Source organism: Paraburkholderia sp. EG287B (genome assembly GCF_040965595.1).
Taxonomy (GTDB): Bacteria; Pseudomonadota; Gammaproteobacteria; order Burkholderiales; family Burkholderiaceae; genus Paraburkholderia.
In genome coordinates this window covers 319,988-346,359 of record NZ_JBFRCG010000006.1, presented here as the reverse complement: position 1 = coordinate 346,359, position 26,372 = coordinate 319,988, and the positions used below count along the sequence as shown (strand labels likewise).

At 63.3% G+C, this 26,372-nt stretch carries 27 protein-coding genes and 2 pseudogenes; 6 read left to right on the top strand and 23 right to left on the bottom strand.

Annotated elements, in window-relative coordinates; genetic code table 11:
• Positions 1 to 18 precede the first annotated feature (18 nt).
• Positions 19 to 261 (top strand): hypothetical protein, encoded by a 243-nt coding sequence (locus AB4Y40_RS13055; protein WP_368688028.1) that lies wholly within the window; start codon positions 19 to 21, stop codon positions 259 to 261.
• 2 nt (positions 262 to 263) lie between these two features.
• On the opposite strand, the gene AB4Y40_RS13050 is transcribed toward AB4Y40_RS13055, so the two are convergent.
• The 3 genes from AB4Y40_RS13050 to AB4Y40_RS13040 all read right to left on the bottom strand — a co-directional run bounded on the left by AB4Y40_RS13050 (position 264) and on the right by AB4Y40_RS13040 (position 1,246).
• Entirely contained in the window at positions 264 to 479 is a 216-nt protein-coding gene (locus AB4Y40_RS13050) for a hypothetical protein (RefSeq protein WP_368688027.1), read from the bottom strand.
• A gap of 127 nt (positions 480 to 606) precedes the next feature.
• Complete coding sequence (locus AB4Y40_RS13045; protein WP_368688026.1) at positions 607 to 879, bottom strand: hypothetical protein; 273 nt, start codon at positions 877 to 879, stop codon at positions 607 to 609.
• A 94-nt stretch (positions 880 to 973) separates the two neighbouring features.
• A complete protein-coding gene (locus AB4Y40_RS13040) occupies positions 974 to 1,246 on the bottom strand; it encodes a hypothetical protein (protein WP_028204749.1) in 273 nt (90 codons plus the stop codon).
• 531 nt (positions 1,247 to 1,777) lie between these two features.
• On the opposite strand from AB4Y40_RS13040, the gene AB4Y40_RS13035 reads away from it, so the two are divergent.
• On the top strand, positions 1,778 to 3,877 hold the full coding sequence (locus tag AB4Y40_RS13035; protein WP_368688094.1) for a protein kinase: 2,100 nt from the start codon (positions 1,778 to 1,780) through the stop codon (positions 3,875 to 3,877).
• Between the two features lie 145 nt (positions 3,878 to 4,022).
• On the opposite strand, the gene AB4Y40_RS13030 is transcribed toward AB4Y40_RS13035, so the two are convergent.
• The 11 genes and pseudogenes from AB4Y40_RS13030 to AB4Y40_RS12980 form a co-directional block, all read right to left on the bottom strand.
• Positions 4,023 to 4,718 carry a phosphatase PAP2 family protein gene (locus AB4Y40_RS13030; protein WP_368688025.1) on the bottom strand — a complete coding sequence of 232 codons (696 nt, stop codon included), beginning with the start codon at positions 4,716 to 4,718 and terminating at the stop codon, positions 4,023 to 4,025.
• A gap of 255 nt (positions 4,719 to 4,973) precedes the next feature.
• Positions 4,974 to 5,375: a DUF1488 family protein gene (locus AB4Y40_RS13025; RefSeq protein ID WP_368688024.1), complete on the bottom strand. Its 402-nt coding sequence runs from the start codon at positions 5,373 to 5,375 to the stop codon at positions 4,974 to 4,976.
• 153 nt (positions 5,376 to 5,528) lie between these two features.
• Complete coding sequence (locus AB4Y40_RS13020; protein ID WP_368688023.1) at positions 5,529 to 6,026, bottom strand: hypothetical protein; 498 nt, start codon at positions 6,024 to 6,026, stop codon at positions 5,529 to 5,531.
• A 569-nt stretch (positions 6,027 to 6,595) separates the two neighbouring features.
• Positions 6,596 to 8,098, bottom strand: a pseudogene (locus tag AB4Y40_RS13015) (phospholipase C); the annotation flags it as partial.
• 193 nt (positions 8,099 to 8,291) lie between these two features.
• On the bottom strand, positions 8,292 to 9,053 hold the full coding sequence (locus AB4Y40_RS13010; protein WP_368688022.1) for a pentapeptide repeat-containing protein: 762 nt from the start codon (positions 9,051 to 9,053) through the stop codon (positions 8,292 to 8,294).
• A gap of 141 nt (positions 9,054 to 9,194) precedes the next feature.
• Complete coding sequence (locus AB4Y40_RS13005; RefSeq protein ID WP_368688021.1) at positions 9,195 to 10,121, bottom strand: pyridoxal-phosphate dependent enzyme; 927 nt, start codon at positions 10,119 to 10,121, stop codon at positions 9,195 to 9,197.
• A 116-nt stretch (positions 10,122 to 10,237) separates the two neighbouring features.
• A complete protein-coding gene (locus tag AB4Y40_RS13000; protein ID WP_368688020.1) occupies positions 10,238 to 11,047 on the bottom strand; it encodes an AraC family transcriptional regulator in 810 nt (269 codons plus the stop codon).
• A 123-nt stretch (positions 11,048 to 11,170) separates the two neighbouring features.
• Complete coding sequence (locus AB4Y40_RS12995; RefSeq protein WP_368688019.1) at positions 11,171 to 11,533, bottom strand: energy transducer TonB; 363 nt, start codon at positions 11,531 to 11,533, stop codon at positions 11,171 to 11,173.
• Between the two features lie 331 nt (positions 11,534 to 11,864).
• Entirely contained in the window at positions 11,865 to 12,269 is a 405-nt protein-coding gene (locus AB4Y40_RS12990; RefSeq protein WP_368688018.1) for an ExbD/TolR family protein, read from the bottom strand.
• Positions 12,266 to 12,904 carry a MotA/TolQ/ExbB proton channel family protein gene (locus tag AB4Y40_RS12985; protein WP_368688017.1) on the bottom strand — a complete coding sequence of 213 codons (639 nt, stop codon included), beginning with the start codon at positions 12,902 to 12,904 and terminating at the stop codon, positions 12,266 to 12,268. Before AB4Y40_RS12985 ends, AB4Y40_RS12990 begins: the two co-directional genes overlap by 4 nt.
• A gap of 25 nt (positions 12,905 to 12,929) precedes the next feature.
• Entirely contained in the window at positions 12,930 to 15,281 is a 2,352-nt protein-coding gene (locus AB4Y40_RS12980; RefSeq protein WP_368688016.1) for a TonB-dependent receptor, read from the bottom strand.
• A 341-nt stretch (positions 15,282 to 15,622) separates the two neighbouring features.
• On the opposite strand from AB4Y40_RS12980, the gene AB4Y40_RS12975 reads away from it, so the two are divergent.
• Positions 15,623 to 16,777 carry a hypothetical protein gene (locus tag AB4Y40_RS12975; RefSeq protein ID WP_368688015.1) on the top strand — a complete coding sequence of 385 codons (1,155 nt, stop codon included), beginning with the start codon at positions 15,623 to 15,625 and terminating at the stop codon, positions 16,775 to 16,777.
• An 11-nt stretch (positions 16,778 to 16,788) separates the two neighbouring features.
• The gene (locus AB4Y40_RS12970; protein WP_368688093.1) at positions 16,789 to 17,412 is read left to right on the top strand and encodes an ATP-binding cassette domain-containing protein; all 624 of its coding nucleotides are present in this window, start codon (positions 16,789 to 16,791) and stop codon (positions 17,410 to 17,412) included.
• A 43-nt stretch (positions 17,413 to 17,455) separates the two neighbouring features.
• On the opposite strand, the gene AB4Y40_RS12965 is transcribed toward AB4Y40_RS12970, so the two are convergent.
• Together AB4Y40_RS12965 and AB4Y40_RS12960 are read right to left on the bottom strand one after the other, a co-directional pair.
• Positions 17,456 to 17,629 carry a hypothetical protein gene (locus AB4Y40_RS12965; protein WP_368688014.1) on the bottom strand — a complete coding sequence of 58 codons (174 nt, stop codon included), beginning with the start codon at positions 17,627 to 17,629 and terminating at the stop codon, positions 17,456 to 17,458.
• Positions 17,630 to 18,036: 407 nt separating this feature from the next.
• Entirely contained in the window at positions 18,037 to 18,303 is a 267-nt protein-coding gene (locus AB4Y40_RS12960) for a hypothetical protein (RefSeq protein ID WP_342923243.1), read from the bottom strand.
• Between the two features lie 122 nt (positions 18,304 to 18,425).
• On the opposite strand from AB4Y40_RS12960, the gene AB4Y40_RS12955 reads away from it, so the two are divergent.
• Positions 18,426 to 18,956, top strand: coding sequence for an isochorismatase family protein (locus tag AB4Y40_RS12955; protein WP_368688013.1), 531 nt, complete (start codon positions 18,426 to 18,428; stop codon positions 18,954 to 18,956).
• A 19-nt stretch (positions 18,957 to 18,975) separates the two neighbouring features.
• On the opposite strand, the gene AB4Y40_RS12950 is transcribed toward AB4Y40_RS12955, so the two are convergent.
• The 3 genes from AB4Y40_RS12950 to AB4Y40_RS12940 all read right to left on the bottom strand — a co-directional run bounded on the left by AB4Y40_RS12950 (position 18,976) and on the right by AB4Y40_RS12940 (position 21,375).
• Positions 18,976 to 19,116, bottom strand: a complete 141-nt coding sequence (locus AB4Y40_RS12950; RefSeq protein ID WP_368688012.1) for a hypothetical protein — start codon at positions 19,114 to 19,116, stop codon at positions 18,976 to 18,978.
• A complete protein-coding gene (locus AB4Y40_RS12945; RefSeq protein ID WP_368688011.1) occupies positions 19,113 to 20,342 on the bottom strand; it encodes an MFS transporter in 1,230 nt (409 codons plus the stop codon). The genes AB4Y40_RS12950 and AB4Y40_RS12945 overlap by 4 nt, the downstream gene beginning before the upstream one ends.
• Before the next feature lie 112 nt (positions 20,343 to 20,454).
• Entirely contained in the window at positions 20,455 to 21,375 is a 921-nt protein-coding gene (locus tag AB4Y40_RS12940; protein ID WP_368688010.1) for a LysR substrate-binding domain-containing protein, read from the bottom strand.
• Between the two features lie 94 nt (positions 21,376 to 21,469).
• On the opposite strand from AB4Y40_RS12940, the pseudogene AB4Y40_RS12935 reads away from it, so the two are divergent.
• Positions 21,470 to 22,213, top strand: a pseudogene (locus AB4Y40_RS12935) (alpha/beta fold hydrolase); the annotation flags it as partial.
• 113 nt (positions 22,214 to 22,326) lie between these two features.
• Here AB4Y40_RS12935 and AB4Y40_RS12930 read toward each other — a convergent pair.
• The 4 genes from AB4Y40_RS12930 to AB4Y40_RS12915 all read right to left on the bottom strand — a co-directional run bounded on the left by AB4Y40_RS12930 (position 22,327) and on the right by AB4Y40_RS12915 (position 26,347).
• Positions 22,327 to 23,265, bottom strand: a complete 939-nt coding sequence (locus AB4Y40_RS12930) for a DMT family transporter (protein WP_368688009.1) — start codon at positions 23,263 to 23,265, stop codon at positions 22,327 to 22,329.
• Between the two features lie 141 nt (positions 23,266 to 23,406).
• Positions 23,407 to 24,780, bottom strand: a complete 1,374-nt coding sequence (locus AB4Y40_RS12925) for an LLM class flavin-dependent oxidoreductase (protein ID WP_368688008.1) — start codon at positions 24,778 to 24,780, stop codon at positions 23,407 to 23,409.
• Positions 24,781 to 24,831: 51 nt separating this feature from the next.
• Entirely contained in the window at positions 24,832 to 25,641 is an 810-nt protein-coding gene (locus AB4Y40_RS12920) for a class I SAM-dependent methyltransferase (protein ID WP_368688007.1), read from the bottom strand.
• 127 nt (positions 25,642 to 25,768) lie between these two features.
• Positions 25,769 to 26,347, bottom strand: a complete 579-nt coding sequence (locus AB4Y40_RS12915) for a sugar O-acetyltransferase (RefSeq protein ID WP_368688006.1) — start codon at positions 26,345 to 26,347, stop codon at positions 25,769 to 25,771.
• Positions 26,348 to 26,372 lie beyond the last annotated feature (25 nt).

Here is a 26,372-nt window from a genome sequence, read left to right as displayed (position 1 = left end):
CTTGCATCGGAGACCATCATGAATTCCGCCGAAACTTCGCTGCGCACCCTCGTCGACAAGTGGCTCGCACCCAACGCGCGCGTGCCGGCCCGTGTGGTGCGTTTCAGCCGCACGCAGGAGCAACGGCAGCGCTACGTCTGCGTAGAAGCGGTGCATCCCGCGCGCACGATTGCAATCTTCTTCTTCCGCCACGACGATGGCACGTGGTGCGTATTTCCGCCTGCCAGCACACGTCCGGCGATGACCGCGCGCGCGACCTGAATTCAGCGCAGCAGCGTCGGGCGGGGCCGCGCCGAGGGGACGGTTGTCGGCCCCCGCTGCGCGGGCGAGCCTTCGATCTCCACACGTACGCCGATAAATGGCCGCGGCACGAGTAGCGTGCGCTGCGAGGCGACGCGGGCGCCGCCCACGATCGCGGCCATGGCCTGCCTGTCCAGTTCCACGCTTTCCGGAAGGTCCTTGATGACGATAATGCTCATGGTCTGCTCCACGTGAGCGGATTGGGCTAGAGGGGAGTCGTTTGAGTATAGGCGGTGGCGCGCGGCGCACGTAAACAAGCAGGCGGCGCCTCGCGGCGCCGTCTGCATGATCCCTTCGCGGCAGCGGCTAAAACATCACGCCGGTGTTCGCGTATTGCGAGGGATTGACCTTGAGATTCAGCGGCCCGAAGCCAGCGCCGATATAACCGATATTGTTGAGCGCGGCGACGTCGACCACCTGAACCTGCGAGATGTTCTGCACGATGTTGGGCGAGACCGTGATGTTGGCGATCGGGCCGTAGCCACCGTAGGAGCTGCCGTTGCCGCCGCGTACGGCTGCCATGGCGCGGCGGTCGAGCGCCGTTCCGGGAGCCAGCTCGCGGATAACGAGGGAACTCATGATGAGCCTCCAGTTGCTGATGAATAGGACGGATGGACCCGGGCGGGCGGCACGCGCATGAACGCAGCGTGCGGCCGCGCCGCCGGCGGGACGATCAGAAGTTGATCGTGTTGTGGGCCGTCTGCACCGGGTTGACCGTCGCGTGGATGTTCTGCGCGAAGGCGACGTCGTTGCCCACGTTGTTCTCGATGGTGTTCGTCTGGCCGATCAACTGCTGGGCGTTGAAGTTCGTCGTGTCGTACTTGAACGACGGCGCCGGGTAGTAGCCGGGCCAGAGGCTCAGGCCGCCGCCGCCGCGAACGGCGCTCATTGCTTTGCGGTCGAGTTCTTGCGCGACGCTCAGGTCGGCGATCATCAGCTTGCTCATGACAGTTCTCCAGAAGGGCAGTACGGGGTAGTTGGCGATTGAGCTGCAGTATCTTGCGGGCTCGCTCCTCTTAATGCACAGGGTGTGCCAGCGCCTTCGCGCTAGCCTTACGAACCGCGCGACGCCTTGTGCGACGGGGCTTTGCAGCAAGCCGCCGGGTGCGGGGAGGACCGCTGCCAGCGCCTGCGCGCGAAAACGCTGATGGTGGAAGCCCAACAGCGCGCGGCGAGGCCGTTGGATCTGTGGCAACACGTGCGAGCCAAAGGCCTGGTTCGGGCACCGATTGCACTGCGCGTTGCCGCAGATTAATCTCTCATCAGACCTTGTTGCATGGTTGCAAGCGCGCGCGCCGGCTGAGATCACGGTGCGCGCAGATCCGGCGGCGACTCTGTATGCTTTAAAGACGACGGGACCGCGTTGCAGCGGACTCGACGGGGATCGCGGCAGCAGCCACACGCGGCGCGATCGTGCGCCGTTAACGTGTGACCCAAAGCGCCTCGGCCATCCTGAAGCCGAGTTGAAGGCATGCGAATGATGAGCCTTGCGCAGCTGATCCAGACATTCCAGAGCGGGGCGCTCTCACGCGAGGCGTTCTTCGCCGAGATCGACCACGTGCTCGCGGTCGACGCGGCCAATTGCGCGCGCCTGCGCGAAGCGGTGGACGCGACGCAAACCGTCCACCCGCTGCCCGACGCCGTGTATACCGAGGTCCTGCGCCGCATCGAACATCGCGAGGACAACGCGGCGGCCGTGGACGACTCCACTCGCATCCACGATGCCCTTGCCGCTGCGCGTACCGCCACCACGGGCGACGATGCGGAACACGTGAAGGGGATCGGCGACACGCTCAACGGACGCTTCGTGCTCGAAGAATGTCTGGGTGTGGGCGGCATGGGCACCGTCTACAAGGCGCTCGATTTGCGCAAGCTGGAAGCTTCGGACCGCAAACCTTATATCGCGATCAAGGTGCTGAACGTGCAGTTCCGCGGCCAGCCGACTTCGCTGATCGCACTGCAGCGCGAGGCCCGCAAGGCGCAGACGCTCGCGCACCGCAATATCGTCACGGTGTACGACTTCGACCGCGACGGGCCGCTCGTCTACCTCACGATGGAATATCTGTCGGGCAAGCCGCTCAGCAAGCTGCTGCGCGCGCCCGGTTTCGCGGGTATGCCGTTCGAAAAGGCGCGGCCCATCATTGCCGGGATGGGGCAGGCGCTGGCCTATGCGCACGAGCGCGGCTTCGTGCATTGCGACTTCAAGCCCGCCAATGTTTTCCTCACCGACGGCGGCGAGGTGAAGGTGATCGACTTCGGCATTGCGCGCGTGTTCCAGCGGCCCGAAGAAGATCCCGACGTCACCGTGTTCGATCCCGCGACGCTCGGTGGCATCACGCCCGCCTATGCGAGCCCGGAGATGTTCGAGCATCGCGAACCGGACCCGCGCGACGATGTCTATGCGCTCGCCTGTGTGACCTACGAACTGCTCGCCGGCAAGCATCCGTTCAACCGCAAATCGGCCACCCAGGCACGCAGCGACAAGATGCGCGCCGAGCGGCCGCCTGGGCTCGATCGCGGTCAATGGCGCACCTTGAGTGCGGCGCTTTCGTTTGACCGCGCCTCGCGCACTGCGAGCGTCAATCAGTTTCTCGAAGGCATGGGCGTGCTCACGCATGCACCGGCGTTCCCGGGCGCGCGGGTCGGCGCCATTGGCGTGGGCGCGGTCGTCGTCGCTGCGGGGCTATGGCTAGGCTATCGCATGCTTTCCGGGCATGGGCAAACGGGCGCAACGCCCTCCATGGTCGCTATGTCGCCCGCCAGTGCGATGAAGGCGGCCTCGGAGGCGCCGGCCTCGCCGGTGCTTGCCGCAGTGCCAGCGGCGGTTGTGGCGAGCGTGCCAGCCGCGAGCGCGGTTGCAGCGGCTCCGGCATCGAGCGCGCCGGTGGCCGACGCGGCGTCGATCGCCGCGCTGAACGCGACGCTCGCGCGCATTCCGTGCTCGGCGCTTGCGGCTTCGCTGCCCGAGCACGTGGTCCAGGTGCGTGGCTTTGCCAATACCGGCGAGAACATGGCGCACGTTCATGACGCGCTCGCGCAAACGCCCGGCGGGCAGGCCGCGAAACTCGATGTGACTGCGGTCGAGAACCACAACTGCGAAGTCGTGAGCGCGTTCGCGCCGTATTGGCGCGCCAACCATCTGGCGGGCGGCGGCGCGACGATCCATACCCGGCCGCTCGACGCTCGCCTGACGCAGGGCATGCCGCTCATCGTCGATATCACCACGCCGCATTACGAGTCATACGTCAACGTCGATTATTTTGCGCTCGACGGCAGTGTCGTGCATCTGGTTCCCAGCAACGTCGAGCGCGACAACCAGGCGCCGGCCGGCTTCTCGGCGACGGTCGGAGGATCGGGATACTGGCTCGTGGACAAGCCGTTCGGCACGGAGATGATCGTTTTGCTGATTACGCCGGCGCCGTTGTTCGATGGGCTGCGTCCGGCTGCGGAGTCTCGCTCGGCTTACCTTGCGGCCGTGGGGCAGCAGTTGAAGCAGATGGAAGCACACTACGGCGCAGGGCGTATCGTTGCCGATTTCGTGCAGATCACGACGCACGCGCGTAGTGATGCACAGTAGTGCCCTTCCAGAGTCGTCATTTCCCCGTGACCGATCTGATCGCATCGCGTAGCAGTCCGAATAAAGCCGCTGCCATCACCATCGCGAAGGCGGTGGGCGGGAAAGCCCGCAGCCCGGATTGGCGTGGATTCGACGCCGGCATCAGTCATGTCGCTGTATGCAGTACCGAATGGGCGAGCCGTAGAAGATCGTCGAACTGCGTGACCAGTTCGAAGCAGAGCAGAAAACCGACCGCCGCGACCGGCCCGGGGTAGCGCATGACGTAGCGCATGAAGGGCTTGACCGTGCGTCTTCTCACGGCTCTGCGCGTCATGATCCAGGTAATCACGATGCCGATCAAGGCGCCGACGAGCAGATCCGTCGGGTAGTGATAACCCAGGTACGCACGCGGAAAGCAGACGAATGCCGCGACTGACAGAAACGCAAGAATGCCGATGCCTCGCCAGACGAGGAAGATCCCCATCGCCACTGCCGTCCACAGCATGGCGTGATCGCTGGGAAAGGAACTCCAGTGCATCAGCCCGGCAAGTTGCACCGGTGACGAGGCGAAATGCAGATGCAGGTCCGGCGTGAATAGCGGCCTTTCCCGGTACGGCAGAATGTGCGCAAGGAGGCGCCCCACCGCTAATGCAATCAGTCCGCTCGCCAGCGTGGCGAGTACGATCTCGCGGCGCCAGCCACGCCGCTCGTGTGGCTGGAACCAGATCCACCACAACAACGGGATCAACAGATAGCCCTTGAACGTGTAGAAGTCGGCAATTACCCCAATGGCGTAATTGACCTCGGGCGGAAGCTGGAGTTGGGTGAGGGCTCCCAGAATGACGGTATCGAAGCTGTTCATTATTGTGGCCATCCCGCTGATGAATTCGTGAGAAGAGCGGTCTCGAACAGAATTCTCAACCGCCTCCGCGCCACATACGCAAGGCATTATTCATTTTCTTTTCAAGCCAGCGCACACGGTGAAAGCAATTCGCAGCGGCGAGTTGCTGCGATGCAATCCCGAACCTGCGCATATAGCGTGCCTTTAATCACACTGCAGTGCGTCAAGGCCCCGGCGGCATTCGCATTCAAGGGAATAACATCGCAGAGCGCATGCTCACGTCAACGCACTTCCCGCCTCGAGAGCCTCCATGTCGGAGGGTAGGCATGCGCTCGTGATTGCTGTCTCGTCGCGTCGCGCGACTTCCATGATTTCCCTGTTGTGCCTCGTGTCGGCTTCGCTCCTTCCTGGCCGGTACAGGCAGTCTCGCAAGAAAAGCTGACAGCGTCCAGCGGAGATCCGATGGGGAAGAATTTGTCTTGTGATTGATTCGATCTCCTTTCTATGTGTTGCAAAGGCGGCCAACAGGCCGGCGCGACCCGAGCGCGCACGGAAGTAGTCTTCAAGGGCCTCCGGAGATATTTCGCACATGACCCATGTGCCGTCGACGACGGCGCGATACCGGATCGTGCCACTCGCGTAGTAGAAAGCATCTTCGTCTGGAAATTGTATGAGCACGGTGGCTTACCTCTGTGACTCCCGGACCTGCCTTCAAGCAACTGGCGTTCCTCGCCTCGCCCGTCTGATGCAGTCTGCAAGGGCGCATCAGGGGCTCGTCGTTTGAATCGAAATCACTTCTCAAATCGTTCACCGCGAAAATGTCGGCGAATGCTAGTTGCCCTGATCGGACGACGTGCTGCTGTTGTGGGGCGCAGAAAGCGGTCCATAGCGAAGGTGTTGCGCCACCGACATGGGCACTCTGGGCGAGAACATGCCGACGATCGTGAGCGCGTAGACGACTGCCGCGACGCCCGCCACGACGCGAACGGGACGGGCGATCGCCGAATTGCCGACGACGATGTTGAGGTAGAACCAGATGCCGAGCAACGCGAGCAACAGCAGGCGCGGCATGGGCTTCCAGCCGTCGCGCCCGACTTCGGAGATAGACCAGACGAGTGCCGCGACGAGCGTGAAAAAGACGCTCCAGACGCCTGCCAGGCGGCTTCGCACCATGAGGGTACCCGAGCCGATCAGCGCGAGGCCGGTGACGACGTAGTAGGGCGTGGAACCCATTGCGACGAGCCAGCCGCCAAGCACAGCGAAGGCGGCGCCCACCAGTACCAGAACCTCCCCCGTCTCGGCAGGAGAGGCCTCGTGTCGGTTCGACATAGAAGAGCCCCCGCTCATGCAAATGTCTGGCATCGCGTCGCGCAATTCCAAAAGCCGTCTGGGTCTCTTTGTGTCACCTGGCAATCGGCGTTCACGGCAACGCGCTTCGCTTCTGACGCAATACTCGTACCCTCCCGAGCATCAGAAAAATTTGCAACGGTCTGTGTAAAGGCGAGGGCGTTATTCGTTCGATACATAGCGCCACATTTTTTACCCCGTGCCGTGACCGAAACCACAATCAGCCATGGCGCAGGCGGCGCTGCGGGGCGGCCGCGTAGCGACCAGCACATGTAGGTGAGACAGATTTGGATTTCAAATCAACCATATGAATTATCAGGAGGCTGCAAACTGAGGAAACGAAGCGAGGAGATGCGTTGACATATCTACAAGAAGGCAGTGTAGAAATGGCGCGCACTGCATCGTTTACCCTTGCATTGAATCGAAATCAAAACCGGAATGCCTCCCGAATTCCGCGCTGCCTGGCGCCAGACCTTCGCAGGCTGATCGACTGGCAGCCCCGTCGGCGGGTCGAGAAACAGCTTGCGCTGCGCGAGGTCTTCGTCGCGGCGGCTGAAATCGAACATGCCCATGATGCTGCCTGCCTTGCTGTCGAACGATCCGCCGCCGATGCGTTCTCCGTCGAGCCAGTTGTCCTCGATGAAGCGAACGACCGACGACTGGTCGATCAACGTATGGTCGACGTAGTTCTCCTTTGCCCACGGCGAAATGACGAGAAACGGAATGCGTGCGCCCGGGCCGCAGCGGCCGTTCACGGGTTTGCCGTTGACGCCGTCCTGCGCGGAGCCGGTACCGCATTTCCCCTGGCCGCTGAGGTGATCGGCGATCGAATCGTATGACGCGCTCGTCGGCAATGCGTAAGCGTGGTCGTACCAGCCATCCGAGTCATCCCACGTCACGACGATGGCGGTGCTGGTCCAGTCCGGCTGGCGCTGCAGGAAGTTGACGACCTTCGCGACGAAAGCCTGCTCGTCGAGTGGATCCGAATAGCCCGCGTGACCGTCCTGGAAAGCGGGGGCCTTGAGAAAGCTCACGGCCGGAAAGTTCCCCGCGCTCACCGCGCCAAAGAAGTCGTCGGAATCGTACTGATGATTGGCGGGGTCCGGAGTTCGGCCATCTCTTTCCAGCGTATGCCCGATCGCCTCGATCGAACTCGGGCGCAGATGCTTCGGGTTCGACGTCGACGCGTAATACTGGAACCAGTTGTGGTGTGGGATGTAGTCCGCCGTGGCCGAGCCGACGACTGCCGATAGCGTGCTGCGCCTGCACCCGGTCGTGCCGTTGCTGTTCACGGTCTCGAGATTGAAGCCGCCCATGAAGCCGCCCCACGAGATATTGCGGGCATTCAGGAGGTCGCCGATATTTCGGCCCGTCATGAGGACGGTGTCGCGCTGGCTCGAGCATTGGTCGAAGGCAGGGTCGACGTCGTCGATCAGCGTGAAGCCGCCCTGTCCGTCGTTCACGTAGTAGGAGCCCGGGGCCGACGGCTGTTTCGTCGTGCGCACGGGCTTCACGCCGTTGGTTTGACCCGAGACCACCTCCAGGGCACCCGGCGTCGAGGGGCCATAGGTCGATGTCCATGCGTTGTCGCTCATCGCGAAGCGCTGCGCGTAGTTCCACAGCGCAGTGACCGTGTTGCCGTCGTAATAGCCCATCACCTGGCGACGGCTTCCAGACTCACTGGCGCTGTCGTTCGGCCCTTTGCCCGTGTACTTCGGGAACAGGTCGACGGCGCCGTTGTCGTAGGCTTGCTGTTCTGCCGCATAGGCGTGATCCTGGTCGGCGGTGGCCGCCTGCGTACGGTCGATGCGGTACGGGTTCGCTGCGCCCGTGCCATTGGCCGGATTCGTGGCATTCGGATTTCTGGAGAGGAGCGGCCCTGAGAGACCATTGACCCTGGGCGTACCGGGCAGTGCGTTGAACGCCGGTTCGTCTGAGGGATTCGCCGCATGCGGATAGGTTGCAAAGTAGTGATCGAACGAGACGTTCTCGCCATAGATCACGACCAGGTGCTTGATCGGGGTGGCAGTATGAAGGTCGTTCGGCCGATTCATGTGCTGGTCGTCATTCGCGCCCCACGCAATGGGTAATGAGAATGCCGCGGCTAAGAGCGAACCAGGCGCTAGATGACGCCAGTGCATGTCGGGCTCCTGTAAGTTGCGTTTCCTCGTAGCGCAATGGGAGTTCCCGGCTGGCGTTGCCGCGGCGATCGCAAGCGAGGGCCAGCGTGTGCTGGCCCTCGCCGAACTACACCACGCGCACGCCGCAGTCTCCAACCAGCATCACGGCTTGATCGACGGAGAGTATCGTGCCTTTGAGATGCTGCAGCACATCGGAGAGTCGAAACCCGCTTAGGTCTACAGAGCGTAGGTCCGCACCGTCAAAGCGGCTGTCGCGCAGCTGTGCGTTGCGCAGGCTGCCGCCTTCGAATACGGCGTCGCGAAAGTCGCAATCGGACAGATCCGCGTCGGTGAAGTTCAGTGCCTCGAGGGTTTGTTTCCGGAAGGAGAGTCCCTTCAGGTCTGCGCCAACCAGCAGTGAATCGTGAAAGCTGAGCCCCAGGGTGCGGGCGTCGACAAAGCGGGCGCCCGTGAGCTTCACCTCGGTAAAAGCCGCCGACGCGAGTTTCGAGCCTGTCCAGTCGGTATTGTTCAGATCACTGCGGTAGAAACGCGCGTCGCCCAGATTGGCGTAGCGAAATCTCGCGGCTGCGCCCTTGCACGCCAGCCAGCGGCTTCTCGAGAGTTCGCAGTGCTCGAGCAGGGTGTGCTCGAAGCTGCACTGTGTGAATCGGGCGGCGCGGAGATCGAGATTCGAAAGATCTTCGCCGTCGAAACTGCAGTGCTCGAACGTCGGTTCGTCGCCGCATTCTCGCAGCAGGCGGGTCAGCGCTTCGCGGTCGAAAGTCAAACCGCTGAACAGCGCGCCTGCTCCGGTTGACGGGTCTTTTGTGTTGCTGCGCATCTGTGCAGACTCCTCATACTGAGGGATGCGCAGCGTCTTCTCCACAGCGCGTCCCCTCAACTTGGTGAAAGTAAGGTTGACGCCGCGGCGGAATTAGAACCCAGCAACTGGGCGCAGGAGATACCAACCTGCCACTCTATTTTCGGCGGAGAAGATTCTATCGTTTCCGCCGTCGCGGGCACAAGGTCATCGGCTATCTGCCTCGCTAGCCCACGCGCGTATCTGGTCGATGGTGGCCGTAGCGCCGCCGCATACGACAACCAGAATCTTCCTGTATCGGGTCAAGGCCGGATGCCTCTCGTAGGCGACGGACAGCGCTGCGCCGCAAGCCGGCTCGACCAGAATGCGGTGATCCGCGAGAAAACGCTCGCAGGCAGCGAGTGCGCTGGAGTCCGACACGACGAGGCTGTGGACAGGGTGCTCGTGCACGCAGCGCAATGCCTGCTCGCACACGCGCTTGGCGCCGAGTGACGTGGCGACGCTGGAGATACACGGCAACGCCACCGTGTGACCCGCCTCGATAGCGGCATGGAGTGAAGCGGCGCCATCGGTTTCGACGGCCAACACCGGCACGTCGTGCCAATGATTGCGCTGCAGGCCTTCCACCACGCCAGCAAGCAGACCGCCGCCGCCGACGGAAAGCACGACGGCATCCGGCTTGAAGCGGGCCTGGGCAACTTCATCGATCATCGAGGCATGGCCGTGCCACAGCAGCGGATCGTCGAAGGGATGCAGAAACGCGTCCGTCGCGCCCAGCAAAGTCTGCGCGAACTGGTTGGCCTCCTGCCAGGAACTGCCGTGCACCACGACCTCGGCAGCTTCCAGGCGGAGCAACTCCTTGGCGCGTTCCGTCGTCGTTTCCGGCACCACGACTAGTACGGGAACGCCCAGGCGCCGGCCCGCATACGCCACGGCAAGACCCGCATTCCCCCCGGACGAGGAAACGAAACGCTGCGCGCCACGACTTTGGTGGACAGAGCAAGCATGGCCGATGCCCCGGATCTTGAACGATCCACATGGCTGCAAGGCGTCGAGCTTGAGCCACACGGATTGTTCACCAGGGACGCTCAAGGCGCGCGACTCCACCAAAGGGGTTTCAAAGTGCAGATTCATTGCGATGGGCTTCCAGGTTTGCGATCGGACCAACCGTTCTTCTGCTGATCCTAAAGAGGAAGGGGGAGTCTGGCTTGTAAAAAATTGACGCGCGCGGCGAGTGAAGGCCCATCGGCTCAGTAGGCGGACGGGGCCACGCCAAACGCGTGACGGAATGCCTTGTTGAAATGGCTTTGATCGTAAAACCCGACGCCCTGGGCGACTTCGGCGATGGTTTGCTTGCCGCGTGCGAGCAAGGTGCACGCTTGTTCCAGTCGCAGACGCAGCAGCCAGGCGTGTGGCGTCATGCCAACCGTCTGCTTGAAGCGGCGCAAAAAATGAAAGCGCCCGAGGCCGCACAAGCTAGCCAGTTCATCGAGCGTGATTTTCTCGGCCAGATGAAACAGGCAATAGTCTTTGAGCCGTTGCCAGTGCATGGGCGAGAGCGTGCCTTGAATGGCCATCGGCTTGATGGCTCCCGACTGGCTAAACAGGCAATACAGCAGGGAAAGCCATTCCGACTGCACGGATAGCGAGGAAGCACCCGGCGACGATCGCATCGCGTCGTGGAGCTGCAACAAGTGCGCAGCCAGTGTCGGATTCTCGATCATCATGGCTTTCAGATCGGGCTCGCGAGCCGAGTCCGTTACCTCGGTCGTGACGTCTTGCAGCAGGTCCCGGGACAGCCTGAAGGTCCTCAGCGTATACGCATTGCCGCTTTCTCCAGCGCCGTCATGGATCTCGCCGGGCGGCATCAAGGAAATGCGACCCGGCCCGAGCAGTACTGCCTCGCCGTTCGCGCATTGGCGCTGAATCCCTTCGGTCACGAGCCCGACGTGATAGTCAAGATGGTAATGCCGGCCGAAATTGAACGCCTTGAAACGCCCAGTGCCAAGAACCAGTCCCGGAAGATCGACGAGCCGTTCGTACTCCACGCCATCGCTCATTTCAAATCACGTAGTCACTCTTGCGGCAGATTTAAGGGGCCGCACCAGACGCGAGTGTCGAGGCACTCGAGGCTTTTTCCGGCGCGGCACGACGAGTATATGTCAGCAGCCGCGCTGCCGGCCTTACTCGATATTGAAATGGACGCGGATGTCCTGCTCGCTTTCGACCGGATGCCCTTGCTTCATTGCGGGGAAAAAATGCCAGTTTCGAAGCGTCTCCAGCAGCAACTGGTTCAGGCGCGGGTTCTGGGTGGGTTTGACGAGCGCGACGTCGACCGAACCGTCGGGATGGATCGTGAAGCGAGCTAGCGCGATGGCCCGATATGCAGACTCGCGCAGATCATCGGGAAGCACGGGCAACGGCTGGATGAGCGGATGCGCGGTGGTATCGCCGGACGCTGCGGAAGCGGCGCCAGACGGGGCGGAGGTAGCCGATGCGCTTTCGGCGTTGGCATGGGCTGTCGTGGCGGCCGGCGGCGCGGGCACAGGCGCCGGCAACGGGGATTCGGTATGCGCAGTCAAGCGCGTGGGAGCCGGCGCCGCAGGCCGATTCATCGGCCGAGCCACGTGTGCAGGGCGGGATGGCGCTGCGATGCTCGGCGCAGGGCGTGCGACTGCGGCCTGCGGTTGGGGCGGCGCTGGCGTTGTGATTTCTACCACGCGCGCATCGAGCGTCAACGAACGGGCGGGTTGCGAATTTTCCGCAAGACCGGCCACGAACATATTGACGAATGCGGCCCACACCGCGAGCGCCACGACGCATCCGGCCAGGGCTCTCGGGCCGCGTGCGTCCAGCAGCCTGACGAAGCGCGCGATGCTACGGCTGGTCACGGTGGACCGCAATGAGGAAATGGCCGGCTCCGCCCAGACGGGCCTGAAGCATGGCCTGCACGACCAGCCCGTTCGGAGCGCCGGCGTCCGCGGCCACCACCACGTTTCCATCGGCAGCGAGCTGCCGCTTTACCGTTCCCGCCACTTCATCGAGCGGCACGTCCTGGCGGTTCACCGCGATCTGTCCGCCGCGGCTTACGCTGAGTGTGAGGGGCTGCTGCGCGGCAAGCGGTTGCGCCGCGCCGCGCGGCAGATCGAGTTTGACCGCGTCGAGCCGCTGCATCGTGAGCGACGCGAGCATGAAGGTGGCGAGCAGGAAGAACATCACATCGATCATCGGAATGATCTCGATGCGACCGCGCTTCGATGCCCGGGAACGGCGCAGCTTCATGACCTTTGCGCCTCGTGTTCCTGCGCGAGTCTCACGTTGCTGAGCCACGTGCTCGCGATCGCTTCGAGTTCGTCCATGAGCCTGTCGATGCGCCTCGAAAAATAGTTGAAGGCGAACAGCGAGACCAGTGCGATCACGAGGCCGATGGCGGTCGCCACCAGCGCCTGCGCCACGCCACCGGTCACCCCGCCGGGATTGACGAGGCCGTTATTTCCGAGCAACCGGAACGCATGCATCATGCCGACGATCGTCCCCAGCAGGCCGAGCAGCGGTGCGGCTGTCACGATCGTTTCGAGCACCCACAGGCCTCTCGACATGTCGCGCTGCACGTCGAGTGCGAGCGCGCCGGCCCTCGCTTCGATCCACCATGCGGGTTTTGCCGCGTGACCGATCAACGGTTCGAGCAGCCTGCGCAATGCGTGCTGCGGGGGCAGTCGCAGTAGCGCAGCGGTGCGATCGGGCTCGTCCGCTGCATGGGCTTGCGGCTGCGGGGCGGCGGGAATGGCCGCGAAGCGCCAGAACACCCACGCGCGATCGAGCATGATGACGAGCGCAACGATGGCGAGCAGCGTGAGCGGATAAACGACCCATCCGCCAACCCGCGCGGCTTGCACGATTCCTGTCCAGTCTTGCATGGAAGCACCCGGTTATCTGGTTCTGTCAAAAGTATTTGGTCAGGCCTGCATAGAACGCGCGGTAGGGACCGTACTGAGGCGCGAACACGCCAATGCCGGAACCGTCGCGCAGCGCATAAGTTCTGCCGAATGCGTTGATCACCACGACACGCCCATCCATCTTGCCGACCACGGGCAGGTTGAAATGCTCGATGACGGCCAGATTGATCTGCGCATAGAAGGGCATCTTGCCGGTGTTGGCGAAGCCGTTGCGCAGGCCGCTGCCTGCCGTGCCGTCCATCGTGAAGGTGGTGCGATGCCAGTTATAGGCGCCGCCGAACGACGCCGTCACGCGCTGGTCGTGATCGAGGAATACCCAGTTGTTGCTGATATAGGCCAGTTCGTCCGCGCCGAAATTGAACTGGGCGGAAGTGACGTTCTTGCCCATTGCACGGCTGTAGGCGAGGTTCAGATAGGCCGACACGTTTTCATGCTTGTAGTTGGCGGTGAATTCGACGCCATAAACACGCCCGTACTGGTAGTTGAACGGCGTATAGATGAGCGCCGCGCCAAACTGGCCGAGGTCCAGCAGGTTGTGCGCCTTCTTGTAGTACGCGTCCAGCCCCAGCGTGAGATCCGCGCCGATTTGCTGGGTCACCCCAAGGTCGAAGTAATCGGCGCGCTCGGGCTGCACCGGATCGTTCTGCGTGACCTCGCGCTGATTGGTCGTGCCATTGAAGCGGCTGATGGTGGAGCTGGATACGAGCTCGAACGAAGGCGGCGTGAAGTAGCGGGCGTAGCCGGCATGAAACGTCGTGGTGGGCGTCAGCTTGAACACCGCGCCAATGCGCGGACTCAACTGGTTCGCCTGCACGTATTCGTCCATGCCGTCATAGCGCAGACCGTAGTTCAGGGTGAGCCTGTCGCTGATCTTCCACTCGTCCTGGATATACGCGCTGTACAGGTAACCCGTCTTGCTGCTCGAATCTGAGAGCGTAAAGGGCACATCCGAGGTCTGATTGCCATTGGCGTCTGCAGGGAAAACGGTCACGTTGTCCGAGAAGTTCGCATGCTCCTGCTGAAAGAGCACACCGGCGCGCAGCGTGTGGTGGTCGTTCAGCCGGTACGTGGTATCGGCCTGCAGGCCGTTGGCGGTATCGCTGTGGAAGTCCTGCGAGGCGACGCCGTTGAAGATCAGGTCGCCGACCGGGTCCGGGTTGAACTGGGTGCGCGTATAGCGCGTGAAAAGCGCAACCTGATAGTCGAGCGCCCCGCCGTTGGTTCCCTGCAGCGCGACGACCGCGAAGTTGTTCAGCTCCGACTGGGTTTCGTTCAGGTTGGCGGAATCGAACGTCGGCACGCCGGCGAGCATGAAGTTCGGCGTGAGGCCGGGCGTATTGGGAATCTCAAACCGGTTGGATGCCGTGCCGAACATCACGCTCACCCGCGTGAGCGGGTTGATGATGTACGACATATACCCGAAGGCATTGCCCTGGCGCGTGTGATCGTGGATCGGGCTCGGCGACGCGGTGGGCGCCTCGATGCCCAGGTTGTTTTCGCCCAGCGAGCCGCTGAAGTAGTAGCTGAAATCGCCCTTGCTGCCGAACACATCGGCGCTCGTCTGGATGGTCTGGTGACTGCCGCCATAGACATCGATCGAGCCGCCGTTGCCGAGATCGCCCGATTTGGTGCGGATATCCACGATGCCGGCCGTGCGGTAGCCGTATTCGGCCGGCAGCGCGCCGGTCAGGAGATTGAGCTGGTCGATGATGCGCGTATCGAGCGATTGCCCGAACCCGCTAATCGGCTCGGGAATCAGAATGCCGTTGATCCGGTATTGCAGGTCGGCGTGGTCGCCCCGCACGTGGACCTGGCCGTATGAGTCGTCCGCGACGCCGGGGGCCTGCAGCAGCACCTGGTTCAGCGGCGTGTTTTGGCCCTGCGGCATGGCCTGGATGTCGGCCTGGGTGATCCGGTAGATGCTGCTGCCCGTCTCCGGCAGCAGGCCGTTGCGCGCCTCGTTGAGCCGCCTGGCATTGACCTGCACGTCGAGCGTGTCGCCCTTGTTCAGAACCACGGCCACGCTGGCTGGATTCGCCGGCGCCGTGGTCGCGATCTGCGAGGCGGCGGCGAAACCGGGCGCCGTGACGGTCACCGCGTAAGTGCCCGTGGCAATGTGGAGGAGTTCGAAGTGTCCAGTCGCGTCGGTCGTGGTTTGTCCTGCCTGAGTGCCGCTCGCGTCCTGGAGCACGACAGCGGCATGGTCCACCGGCTTGCCGGTCGTGTCCTTCACTGTGCCGTTGAGTGTGGCGTCGGCGTCGGCAGCCTGCGCCTGACTGGCCGTGATCATGGCGAACGAGACTAGCGCCGCGCGGGCGATGAGTGTGCGGTGGATCATGATGCGGTCTGGAAGCGTTATTGTTTTCCGCGCGCACCTCACAAAGCCTCGGCTTGTCGCGGGATTGAAATGCAATGATATAACATTGCATTTCAATCCCGCCAGAGTGAACTGGATAAAAATCGAAAGTCGATAAAGAAATAAATATGAAAGTTATTTGTCGGTTATTTTAAATAATAGAAGCGGGAGTGCCGACGAAAGGTGGGTGCGGTTGTTGCACCGCAGCCGGCGTGGCACGATATCGAGTCCGCCTCGTGCACGATTTCGCGACTGCGTTAAGGGAACTCGAAAACATGATGTTGTCCTGCCGACTGCGCTGGTACGCCCTCGCGACGTCTCGCTTGTTGCGCAGACATTGGCAGGCGCTGACGCTTTCAATCCTGCTGTTGCTGCCGGCGATGCCGGTGTTCGCCCAGACGCGGATTCTCGGTGCGCCGGTCCTCGCGGCGCTCGCGCCTTCGCATGGCATGCAATGGCGGTTCGTGTGGGTGCACCTGCTCGAAGCCGTCGGCATGCTGTGGGTGCTCGCGCAACGTAGCGCTATCACCGGCGGCGCGTTTGCCGCCTTCCTCGATTCGTTGCCCACTTCCCATGGCCGCCGCCGCGCCGTCGATATTGCTGTCGTGCTCGTCGCGAGTACGCCGCTGTTTCTGCCCGTGCTCGCCGCCGCGGTCGCGCTGGCCTTCCTGCCGCAGAAGGCAGGCAACTATCTGTTCGTTCTCGATCTGCTGCTGATTACGCTTGGATGGCAATTGACTGCGTTGTCGCGCAGCGCGCGCAACGCGGTTCCTTTGGTTGCCGCCAATCTCATCCTCGTCGGCGCGCTGCAGACGGGCGACTCGATCAGGCCGGCGCTGCTGCTCATCCCCCTGCTGCTCGCAGCGTTTGCGATCGCCCATACACCGGCTGCTTCGATTTCACGGCCTGGACCGCTTGGCGCGCTCGCACGCCGCCTCATGGGCTGCGTGCGCGCTAACGTTGGGCAGGGCCTTTCGCCTGTGACGAGGCTGCAGATCGGCATCGTGTGGAATCGCGCCGCAGGCGCCTTTGCACGCTACCTGGTGATGGGCTCCGTCACGGCCTCCACCTGCTTGCTGCTTGGCCTCTGGAACTTCGACGCACGCGCCGTGCCCCTGACGTTGATATCGCAGGCCGTGACTGCGCTGGTCGCCGCGACGACCTATCGCGATTTGCGCGCGGCGCACCTTCGCGCGGGGCAGTTCACGCGATCGCTGCCGATTGCTGCGGCGGTGCAACCGCGTGCCGATATGCTGACGGTCGCCGCGCTGGCGCTGCCGTTCGCCTGCGTTGCGCCGCTGCTGCTGGTCGCACATGGCGTTTTGCCGTGGTGGTCGGCAGCGGCGCTCCTGTGCTTGGGCGCGCCGCTCGTTGCCTTGCTGTATCTCCCGCAGCGTTACGCGCCCCGGCAATCCGTCCTGCCCGGCACGATGTCGGCCGCGATCTGGGTCGCTGCCGTCTGGCCATTGTTCACTTGATTGATTCCACCATGCTTCGATTCGAAAACCTGGGCAAACGCTTTGGCGAGCGCGTCATCTTCCACGGATTGCATTACGCCAGCGGCGCCGGATGCGTGGCACTCTGCGATGAAAACGGCAGTGGCAAATCCACGTTGCTCGGCATCCTTGCCGGTGCGATCGAGGCCGACGAAGGGGAGGTCTGGCTCGACGGCCATTCGCTGCGTGCCGATCCGCTCAAGGCGAAATCTGCGCTGGCCTACGTGCCCGACGACTGCATGGCGTATCCGTTCCAGACCGGTCGGGCGTTTCTCGAACTCGTGGCGTCGACGAAGAAGACCACCGTCGACGCCCGCACGCTCGATCTCGCGGATCGCTTCGGCCTCGCACCGCACCTCGATAAGCGCTTCGAGCAGATGTCGCTCGGCACCCGCAAGAAGCTATTCCTGACGGCGACGATGCTGGGCGAGCCCGCCGTCGTCATCGCGGACGAACCGGGCAACGGGCTCGACGCCGCCGCGCGCGCGGTTCTCATCGATCTGTTCAGGGATCTGGCTAAAGACAGTGCGGTCTTCTTTTCGAGTCACGATTTGCGGCTTGCGCAGGCTTGTGAGGCAAAAGCCACGAGTTTTGCCGATCTTGGTATGGCCGTGTGAGGCGCAGTCGGTCTGCACACATGCGTGACTCGTCCTGTTATGGCTACATCGACCGGTCGCGATTGCGCGCGCGCGTGGCGCCCGTGATCACCGCGATGCCGAGCAGTATCACCGCCACGATCTCGATGATGTGCAGCGCAACATGCAGCGCCATCAATGCCCACGCCACGCCGCCAATGAAAATGATCCATCCGATCAGATAGATGAGCAGGGTCATCGTTCTTCTCCTTGTGATTTCGGCCTTGGTGCAGTGCAAACAACACCATTGGGGAAAGAGCGATCAACGAGCTTTCACCCAGCACACCGGGTCGGAGCACACTGCGCGCCTGATGTCGCCAGGGCGCGCGGAGCCGCTGGCGCCGACGAATGGACACGCGTTAAGGATGTCGAACGGATTGGAGTGTGCAGGCGCGCACGCAAGGCGCCGCGTCACCCGCGCCGTCGATGCGTGCGTTGTTGTACCCCGCGCTGATGGCGAAGGATGGTGCGCCGCTAAGGTTTGCTAACCAGTCATATCGGCAGTCCTGACAAACGGCAAGCCGCGCCTCAGAATCCTGCTGTTGCCGGCAGGCTTCTATTCGAACAACGACAGCAGACCGTTTGGCAGAACGGCACGCGGGCTAGTTAGTGCCCATGCGCCTCGCGGAATCCGGCGTCCTTCTCGAGTCGGCGAGCGTGGTTGCCGACGTGGAATCCCGCTGAAATCACAAACAGGACTCCGGCGAAAGGCCAGATATAGATTGCCAGCGAGAAGCAAACCCAGATTGCTTCCTGTGGCGGATACGCCTGGAGTGCCCAGACAAGACAGGCAACTGGCAACAGCATCAGACACAGCGCCGACCGGGTGAGAAAGGTGGCGGCTCTTGCTTTCTTTAGCGTCTCTGCTTGCATGCCTGGCTCCATAGGGAATGGCATTGGGAGATAGAGTCGCATGGCGACCATTTGTCGCATACTTAGTAATATCCCTGACAGGTGCCATTTTTGCGCACTGCAATCTGCGAAAAGGATTCGCGATGCTGCATAGCCTTTCCGAATCGATCGTAGTTCTGATCGACTTGCAAACGAGACTGATGCCGGCAATTCACGACGGCGCATCCGTTGTCGCTCAAGCCCTCAGGCTCGGGCGGATTGCTCGGGGTCTCGATGTTCCGGTCATCGGGACAGAACAGAATCCGGGCGCCCTCGGCGAAAACACACAGGAAATAAAGGATTTGTGCTCGACGACTGTTGCAAAGCACCATTTCGACGCTGCCGCCGATGGTCTGTTGGAAGCGCTGCCTGAAGGGCGAACCCGAGTCATCGTCGCGGGATGCGAGGCGCATGTCTGCGTATTGCAGACGGCGATGGGTTTGCTGCATCGCGGCCTGCCGGTCACTGTCGTTGTCGATGCGATGGGTTCGCGCAAAGTCGTCGACAAAGAGGCGGCCATTGCGCGGTTGAACAGAGCGGGCGCCGAAATGGCGACGGTCGAGATGGTCGCGTTCGAATGGCTGCGCTCGAGCCAGCATCCGCGCTTCCGCGACATGCTGCAGTTGATCAGGTAAGCCGGCTGCAGCGGCACGATCATTTGCAAAATGCGGCGCCAGAGAGCAAGGCAATCATTGTCGACGGTGCGAGATACTCCGCGAACGTCCAGACAATAAGCGCTCCGAATGAAATGGCCAGCATGACCTGCTTGACGCGCACGGCCAACAACTCGCTCATGAAGGCTGGCCCGCGATCATGGCGCGCTGCGCGACCCGCTCGTCGTCGATCGGCAGGTGCATCAATCCCGCGACGATGCCGAGCGCGATTGAGCCTTGCCAGAGCAGCCCATAGCTATGCGTCGCGTCGAACACCACGCCGCCCAGCCAGACGCCGAAGAAACTGCCGATCTGATGCCCGAGAAACACGAAGCCGAACAGCGTCGAGATATAGCGCACGCCGAACATCTGCGAGACAATCCCGCTCGTCAGCGGCACGGTGCCGAGCCACATGAATCCCATCGCGAACGCGAACACATAAAGCGTGAAAGGCGAGAGCGGCAAGGCGAGGAACAGCGCCATCACACCCGCACGAGCGAAGTAGATCGCCGAGAGCAGATACTTGCGCCGCAGAAATCCCCCAGCGTAACCGCAGAGAAACGTGCCTGCCGTGTTGGCCAGCGCGATCAGCGCGAGCGCCAGACTCGCTTCGCGCGCGCTCATGCCCTTGTCGAGCAAATACGCCGGCAGGTGTGCGCCGATGAACGCAAGCTGGAAGCCACACGACAAAAAGCCCAGATTGAGCAGCCAGAACCCGCGATGCGCGAACGCCTTGCCGATCGCACGGCGCAGGGTGTCGTGCGTATCGATCGCGCCGCTGCGCGGTAGCGGACGATCGCGCAGCCATGCCGCGAGCGGCGCACTGGCGAGCATCATGGCGGCGAGCACGAGAATGGCCGTGACCCAGCCGAATCTGCCGATCATCCCTTGCGTGAGCGGCACGACGCAGAACTGGCCCAGGCCGCCGAACATGCCCGCCACGCTCAGCGCCCAACTGCGTTGATCGGCTGCAAAAAGTCGCGAGAGCGCGCCATAAACGGCGCCGAAGGCGGTTCCGGACAATGCCACGCCGAGCACCACGCCCACGCCAAACGTGTAGATGCCAGGCGTCGCGCTGAGCGCCATCATCGCGAGTCCGAGCGCGTAGAGCAGGGCGCCCGCGAAGATCACGCGCGCGGAGCCGAAGCGGTCGGAGATCATGCCCGTGAGCGGCTGTGCAACGCCCCACAGCAGGTTTTGCAGCGCAAGCGCGAGGCCGAACGTCTCGCGCGACCAGCCGCGCTCGAGCGTGACGGGCAACAGAAAAAGCCCTTGCACGTTGCGCACGCCGAGCGCCGCGCCCATCACCACGCCACCCACGATCACGAGCAGCCAGCGGCGGCGGCATGCCTCGTCCATTTCGGTCATCGTTCGCCTCCTCGCACCGGGCGCTTCGCAGTTGCGCCGCGTTGCGCCTAGTAGAGCGCGGGAAGGCGCGTGCGCTCAAGCGAGTTTTTGGCACGCTTCGCATGCGTGGCGATCATGTGATCTGGCTTTGGCGAGCCTGCTCGACGATCCAGTCGATGACGGCGCGCACGTCGTCGCGCGGCGCTTCGTCGGCCCGATGCAGCCAGTAGGCGTAGCCGGTCGGGCCCGCCGCGCGCGCGTTGCCGACGGAGGCGAGCCTGCCGTCGGCAAGCAGCGGCTGCACGAGGGCGAGGCGCCCGAGCGCGATGCCGCGGCCGGCGGTGGCGGCCTGAATGACCTGGTCGTACTGGTTGAAACGCAGCACCCCGCGAAGCGGTGCGCCGTCGAGGCCGCGCGCGCCCAGATGATCTGCCCAGCGCAGCATCGGGCGGCGCACGCCTTCGAATTCGAGCAGCACGTGGCGCGCGAGCGTGGCCGCGTCGAGCTTTTTCACGTTCAACGAAGGATGCGCGACCGGCAATATATATTCGTCGTACAGATGCACCGCGCGATTCGCTGACTCCGGCGCGATGCGGGCCGGCGCGTAGCGCAAGGCGAGATCGATGCCTTCGGCGCGCAGGTCGAGCACCTTCTCGGAGGTTGCAAGGCGCAGATCGATATCGGGAAGCAGGCGCTGCAATTCGCCGATGCGCGGCAGCAGCCACAGGCCGGCAATGCCGATGCTGGCCGTGATCGTCACCGGCTGGCGCATCTGGGGCGCGGCCAGCGCGCCGACGATTTCCTGCATCTGCTGCACGGCGCTGTCCGCAACGCGCAGCAGGCGCTCGCCCTCCGGCGTGAGCGAGATCGAACGATAGCCGCGCTCGAAGAGGCGCACGCCTAGCGCCTCTTCGAGCGCGGCGATCTGGCGGCTAACGGCGGACTGGGTCACGCACAGGTCGTCGGCGGCGAGCGTGATGCTCATGCGCCGGCCCACCGCGACAAAACCGCGAACGAGGTCGAGAGGAGGGAGTTTCACGAGCGGCACAGACATGCGTTTTCCTCATGCGAAAGCTGCGCAAAGATTGATTGAAGCGGCGGGCGAGGTCAAGTGAAATCGATACTCCGTTTCTTCATGGAGCACGTTCATGCGTTCAGCCGACCCGGGCGAGGCGCGTCCTCTCGCCGTCGCCATCACCGCCGCCGATGGCTTTGTGCTTCGCGCTTATGTATGGCGTCGTCACGCGCCGCCGAACACGGACGCTTCGCGGCCGGTGGTCATCGTCAATTCGGCGACGTCGGTGCGCTGCCACTACTATTTCCGCTTTGGCGCATGGCTGCACCAGCAGGGTTTCGATGTGCTGGTCTACGACTACCGTGGCATTGGCGGCTCGCAGCCCGTCGCGCTCGCAACGCTCGACGCGAGCTGGCTGGAATGGGGCGAACGCGATTTCGAAGCGGTGCTGCGCTACGCGCGAAGCCTGTTCCCGGGGCAGCCGATCGACGTCGTGGGGCATAGCATCGGCGGCTTCCTGATCGGGCTCGCGCCGTCGAATCATCTGATTCGGCGCGTCTTCACCGTCGGCACGCAGTACGCGTACTGGCGAGACTACGCGCCGCGCAGCATGCCGCTCATGCTCTGGAAATGGCATGTCGTCATGCCGGTTTTGACGGGGCTGATGGGCTATTTCCCCGCGTCGTGGTTCGGATGGATGGAGGACACGCCGCGCGGCGTCGCGAAGATCTGGAGCCGGGGCCGCGCCCGCTTCGAAGACACGCTCAGTAAAGGGTCGCTGGCGCGCACGCCCGAGCAGCGCGCGGACATCGTCGCGCGCTTTGGCAACATGCGTGCGCCGATCCTCGCCGTCAGCTTCCCCGATGACCCGTTCGGCACAATCCGCGCGATCGAACGCACGCTGCGTTATTTCACCCACAGCCAGTCGACACATGTACGCATCGCGCCCGCCTCACTCGGCGAGCGCAGCATCGGGCACTTCGCGTATTTTCACTCGCGGTTCGAGCGCAGCCTGTGGCCGCTCGCGCGGCGTTGGCTGGCCGATGGCAGCGTCATCGCGACGACGCCGGCAACGACGCAGCCGAGTCCCAGCCACGCCGAGGTCGAGAGCGATTCACCGAGCCACGCCATGCCGATCGCCACGCCGATCGGCACACGCAAATAGGCCTGCGCGGTCGTGCCAACCGAGCCGAGCGTCTGGACGAGCCGAAAGTAGATGACGAACGCGATCGCCGTGGAGAAAACGGCGAGCGCGATCAGCGCTGTGATCGATTGCGGTGACGGATGAAGCGTCCACGGGCGGTCGACGGCCAGACTCACGGGGACCAGCAGGACCGCCCCCACGACTAGCGATCCCGCAGCGGGCGCGACCGGCGAGAGTCCCTTGAACGATCGCCCGTAGATCGCCGCGCCGGCGTAGCAGACCGTCGCGGCGACGATCGCCAGTTGCGCAACGATTTGCTGGCCGAGTCCTTCGAATGCGCTCACGCCGACCACGAGGCATATACCGGCGAGGCCCGCGGCGACGCCGAACAGCTTGCGCGCGGTGACCTGTTCGTGGCGGGTAATCAGCCACGTGCCGAGGAACGCCATGACCGGCGAGGTCGAATTGAGGATGGTCGCCAGGCCGGCTTCCACCGAGCGCTCGGCCCACGCAATCAGGGTAAAGGGAATCACGCTATTGAGCAGCGCCTGCACGGCGAAGCGATGCCACACGGCCGGGTCTCGCGGTATGGGCGTGCGCTGCCACAGCATCCAGAGCAGAAGAAGCGCTCCGGCAATCGACGTTCTCGCGGCGATGAGGGTAAGCGGCGGGATGGTCGCCACGCCGACTCGAATGAACGTATAGGAGGCGCCCCAAAGGGTGGAAAGTGCGAGGAGCAAAAGCAGCTCGAGTCCGGTCGATTTGCTCGCAGTCGTGGCTTGCATGCTGGGCGATTGAACTCACGCAGACGAGGTGAAATATTACGGGGCTACGCGCCAGGGATAAAGCGCGTATCTAGAGTATGAGGGCATGTTGGGGACGATTATTTCGGCCTGGAATGAAATGTGGATTGTCGATCAACGGAGTCAGGAAGCGACGCGCAATGCGTCTTCCCGCTGCGTGGCGAAGCGGTTCGCGGGACGAGGCAACCCAAGATGCTCGCGCAGCGTGCGCCCCGTATATTCCGTGCGAAAGAGTCCGCGTCGCTGCAATTCGGGCACGACGTGCTGCGCGAATTCGTCGAGGCCGCCAGGCAGCCACGGCGACATGATATTGAAGCCGTCGGCGCCTTCTTCCTCGTACCATTGCTGTAGCTGGTCGGCAATGCTCTGCGGCGTGCCGATCACCTGTTGATGCCCGCGCGCTCCTGCAATGCGCAGATAAAGATCGCGTATCGTGAGGTTGTCGCGCCGCGCGAGATCGAGCAGCAGGCGTTGCCGGCTCTTGCCGCCGTTGGTCTCCGGCAGGTCGGGCACGGGGCCGTCCACGGGATAGTGCGAGAGGTCGAGGCCGCCCGACATGTTCGCGAGCAGCTGCAGTCCCACGCTCGGATGGATCAGTGCCTGCAGCGCGTCGAACTTCTCCTGTGCTTCTTCCTGTGTGCTGCCGATCACGGGGAAAATGCCCGGCATGATCTTGAGATGCTCGGGGCGGCGGCCGTAACGTGCGAGGCGCCCCTTCACGTCGCGATAGAACTGCTTCGCTTCATCGAGCGTTTGATGCGCGACGAAAATCACTTCGGCCGTTTGCGCCGCGAGTTCCCTGCCGGCCTCCGAGGCGCCGGCCTGCACCACGACGGGCCAGCCTTGCGGCGAACGCGCGACGTTGAGCGGACCGCGCACCTTGAAGTGCTTGCCGCGATAGTCCAGCGTGTGCAGCTTCTCGGGGTCGAAGTAGATGCCGCTCGCCTTGTCGCGAATGAAGGCGTCGTCTTCCCAGCTGTCCCAAAGCCCGGAAACCACGTCGTAGAACTCTTTCGCGCGCTCGTAGCGCACGGCGTGATCGAGATGCTTGTCGAGGCTGAAGTTGTGCGCTTCGGTTTCGGTGCTCGACGTCACGAGATTCCAGCCCGAACGGCCGCCGCTCAGATAGTCGAGCGAAGCAAATTTGCGGGCTACGTTATAGGGCTCGTTGAACGACGTCGACACGGTAGCGATGAGCCCGATGTGCTTCGTGACCACCGATAGCGCGGAGAGCAGCGTGATCGGCTCGAAATGATCGGCGCGCGCGGTGCGCGAGAGCGAGGGCACATGCGTGTCGCGCACGCTCACGCTGTCGGCGAAAAAGACGGCGTCGAATTTGGCCCGCTCGGCCGTTTGCGCGAGTTCCGCGTAGTGCGCGAAATCGAGGCCGCCGGCGGCGTGCGCATCGGGGTGGCGCCACGCGGCGATATGGTGGCCCGTCTCCATCAGGAAGGCGCCGAGGCTCAATTGTCCCTGGCGTCGCGGTGCTGCGCTCATGTGTGCTCCTCGATTGCGGTCGGTGTTCGCTGCGGAATGGAAGGCAGGGATTCAGTGTGCGAGCGGCTTGTGCGCCGTGGCGATGATCATGCGCCGCGTGAGCGCATAGCCGCGAACGCCGCGATGCGGTTCGAGCGCGCTCGCGAGCCGTGCGCGCACGCGTACAACGTCCCCGGGCGTGAGCGAGGAGAGGAAATTGCCGAACGAACTCGACCGGCTGAAGGCGAGCACATCGTCGACGTTGTCGAAGCTGTCGCCGAAGGCGCGAATCTCGTTGTGCGTCACTTCGAAGCCGGCGCCCTGGAGCAGGGTTGCCGAGCGCTCGCGCGTGAGCTTGTTCGGCGCACCGATTCCAGCGCGCTGCCATTCGGGCTCGCCAGCAAACAGCGCTCGCAGCACGACATGCAGGTCGTGTGGCGCTTCTTCGGGCATGGTCGTGTAGCCGATCCGGCCACCCGGCTTGAGCACGCGCCACGCTTCGCGCAGCGCCTGCGCCTGATCGGGGATCCAGTGAATCACGCTGTTGAAATACACCACGTCGTAGTGCGCATCGGGCACCGTGTCCAGCGCTTCGGCGCGGCCGACGCGCACGGCGAAGCGGCCCTGCGCGCGTTCGAGCGCGCGCTGCACGCGCAGCGGCAACGGATCGAGCCCGAGCACTTCACCGTGCTGGCCTACGCGCTGCGCCGCCGATTCGGTGAGGCGGCCCGTGCCGCAACCCACGTCGAGCACGCGTTCGCCTTCGCGCAAGCCGAGCACGTCGAGCAGTTGCAGACCGTGATGAAACTGGCGAATGCCAAGCCGGTCGTATGCTTCGACGAGCGTGGCGGAATCGAGTTGAAGGCTGGGCGCGTTCGACATATCGTGGTCCTGACCAAAGTTTGGCAGGGCCATTCTTGCCGATCGGTTATCTCACCACAAACAAGCAATTGAGCTATTGATAGTAGCGCGAGTGAGTTCGCGTCGATTCCGCTGCTACGGCGGAATTTCAATCCTCGGGGGCCGTTCCTGACTCCGCAATCGACCGGATGACGCGCGCCGGATTGCCGCCGACGAGCGTATTCGGCGGAACGTCTTTGGTGACCACCGATCCCGCCGCCACCACCGAGTTCTCGCCGACGGTTACTCCGCCGATAATGGTCGCGCTGGCGGCGATCCAGACGTTCCTTTCGATCGCGATGGGCTTTGCGACGACGCCGTCGCGCCGCCGGGAGGGTTCGATGGGATGGCCGGACGTGATGAGGCTGACGTTCGGGCCGATCATCACGTCGTCGGCGATCTCGAGGCCGCCCAGATCATAGAACGTGCAGTTCTGGTTGACGAAGACATTGTGGCCCACGCGGATCTCGACGCCGCCCGTCGTGTAGAACGGCGGGATCAACAGAAAGCTGTCGTCGACCGGCTTGCCGATGAGTTCGCTGAACAAGGCCCGGACTTCATCGGCATCGTCGAAGGTCAAGCGGTTGATCCTGGCGGTGATCGCCATCGCCCGTTTGAGGTTGGCCGTCATGGCCGCGGATTCCGGCGTTCGTCTGGCAATTATCGTGGTGCGGTCGTCATTCGCCATGCGTCGTTTTTCTCCAGTGATCGCC

Bases quoted from the DNA above. Each gene is read 5' to 3' on its own strand.
- AB4Y40_RS12965 (WP_368688014.1), bottom strand. From the start codon at position 17,629: ATGACCCTGCTCATCTATCTGATCGGATGGATCATTTTCATTGGCGGC.
- AB4Y40_RS12950 (WP_368688012.1), bottom strand. From the start codon at position 19,116: ATGAGCGAGTTGTTGGCCGTGCGCGTCAAGCAGGTCATGCTGGCCATT.
- AB4Y40_RS12985 (WP_368688017.1), bottom strand. From the start codon at position 12,904: ATGCAAGACTGGACAGGAATCGTGCAAGCCGCGCGGGTTGGCGGATGG.
- AB4Y40_RS13035 (WP_368688094.1), top strand. From the start codon at position 1,778: ATGATGAGCCTTGCGCAGCTGATCCAGACATTCCAGAGCGGGGCGCTC.
- AB4Y40_RS12960 (WP_342923243.1), bottom strand. From the start codon at position 18,303: ATGCAAGCAGAGACGCTAAAGAAAGCAAGAGCCGCCACCTTTCTCACC.
- AB4Y40_RS13005 (WP_368688021.1), bottom strand. From the start codon at position 10,121: ATGAATCTGCACTTTGAAACCCCTTTGGTGGAGTCGCGCGCCTTGAGC.
- AB4Y40_RS12930 (WP_368688009.1), bottom strand. From the start codon at position 23,265: ATGCAAGCCACGACTGCGAGCAAATCGACCGGACTCGAGCTGCTTTTG.
- AB4Y40_RS12945 (WP_368688011.1), bottom strand. From the start codon at position 20,342: ATGACCGAAATGGACGAGGCATGCCGCCGCCGCTGGCTGCTCGTGATC.
- AB4Y40_RS12990 (WP_368688018.1), bottom strand. From the start codon at position 12,269: ATGAAGCTGCGCCGTTCCCGGGCATCGAAGCGCGGTCGCATCGAGATC.
- AB4Y40_RS12980 (WP_368688016.1), bottom strand. From the start codon at position 15,281: ATGATCCACCGCACACTCATCGCCCGCGCGGCGCTAGTCTCGTTCGCC.
- AB4Y40_RS12955 (WP_368688013.1), top strand. From the start codon at position 18,426: ATGCTGCATAGCCTTTCCGAATCGATCGTAGTTCTGATCGACTTGCAA.
- AB4Y40_RS13040 (WP_028204749.1), bottom strand. From the start codon at position 1,246: ATGAGCAAGCTGATGATCGCCGACCTGAGCGTCGCGCAAGAACTCGAC.
- AB4Y40_RS13020 (WP_368688023.1), bottom strand. From the start codon at position 6,026: ATGTCGAACCGACACGAGGCCTCTCCTGCCGAGACGGGGGAGGTTCTG.
- AB4Y40_RS13055 (WP_368688028.1), top strand. From the start codon at position 19: ATGAATTCCGCCGAAACTTCGCTGCGCACCCTCGTCGACAAGTGGCTC.
- AB4Y40_RS12915 (WP_368688006.1), bottom strand. From the start codon at position 26,347: ATGGCGAATGACGACCGCACCACGATAATTGCCAGACGAACGCCGGAA.
- AB4Y40_RS12925 (WP_368688008.1), bottom strand. From the start codon at position 24,780: ATGAGCGCAGCACCGCGACGCCAGGGACAATTGAGCCTCGGCGCCTTC.
- AB4Y40_RS13030 (WP_368688025.1), bottom strand. From the start codon at position 4,718: ATGAACAGCTTCGATACCGTCATTCTGGGAGCCCTCACCCAACTCCAG.
- AB4Y40_RS13000 (WP_368688020.1), bottom strand. From the start codon at position 11,047: ATGAGCGATGGCGTGGAGTACGAACGGCTCGTCGATCTTCCGGGACTG.
- AB4Y40_RS12970 (WP_368688093.1), top strand. From the start codon at position 16,789: ATGCTTCGATTCGAAAACCTGGGCAAACGCTTTGGCGAGCGCGTCATC.
- AB4Y40_RS13045 (WP_368688026.1), bottom strand. From the start codon at position 879: ATGAGTTCCCTCGTTATCCGCGAGCTGGCTCCCGGAACGGCGCTCGAC.
- AB4Y40_RS13050 (WP_368688027.1), bottom strand. From the start codon at position 479: ATGAGCATTATCGTCATCAAGGACCTTCCGGAAAGCGTGGAACTGGAC.
- AB4Y40_RS12920 (WP_368688007.1), bottom strand. From the start codon at position 25,641: ATGTCGAACGCGCCCAGCCTTCAACTCGATTCCGCCACGCTCGTCGAA.
- AB4Y40_RS12940 (WP_368688010.1), bottom strand. From the start codon at position 21,375: ATGTCTGTGCCGCTCGTGAAACTCCCTCCTCTCGACCTCGTTCGCGGT.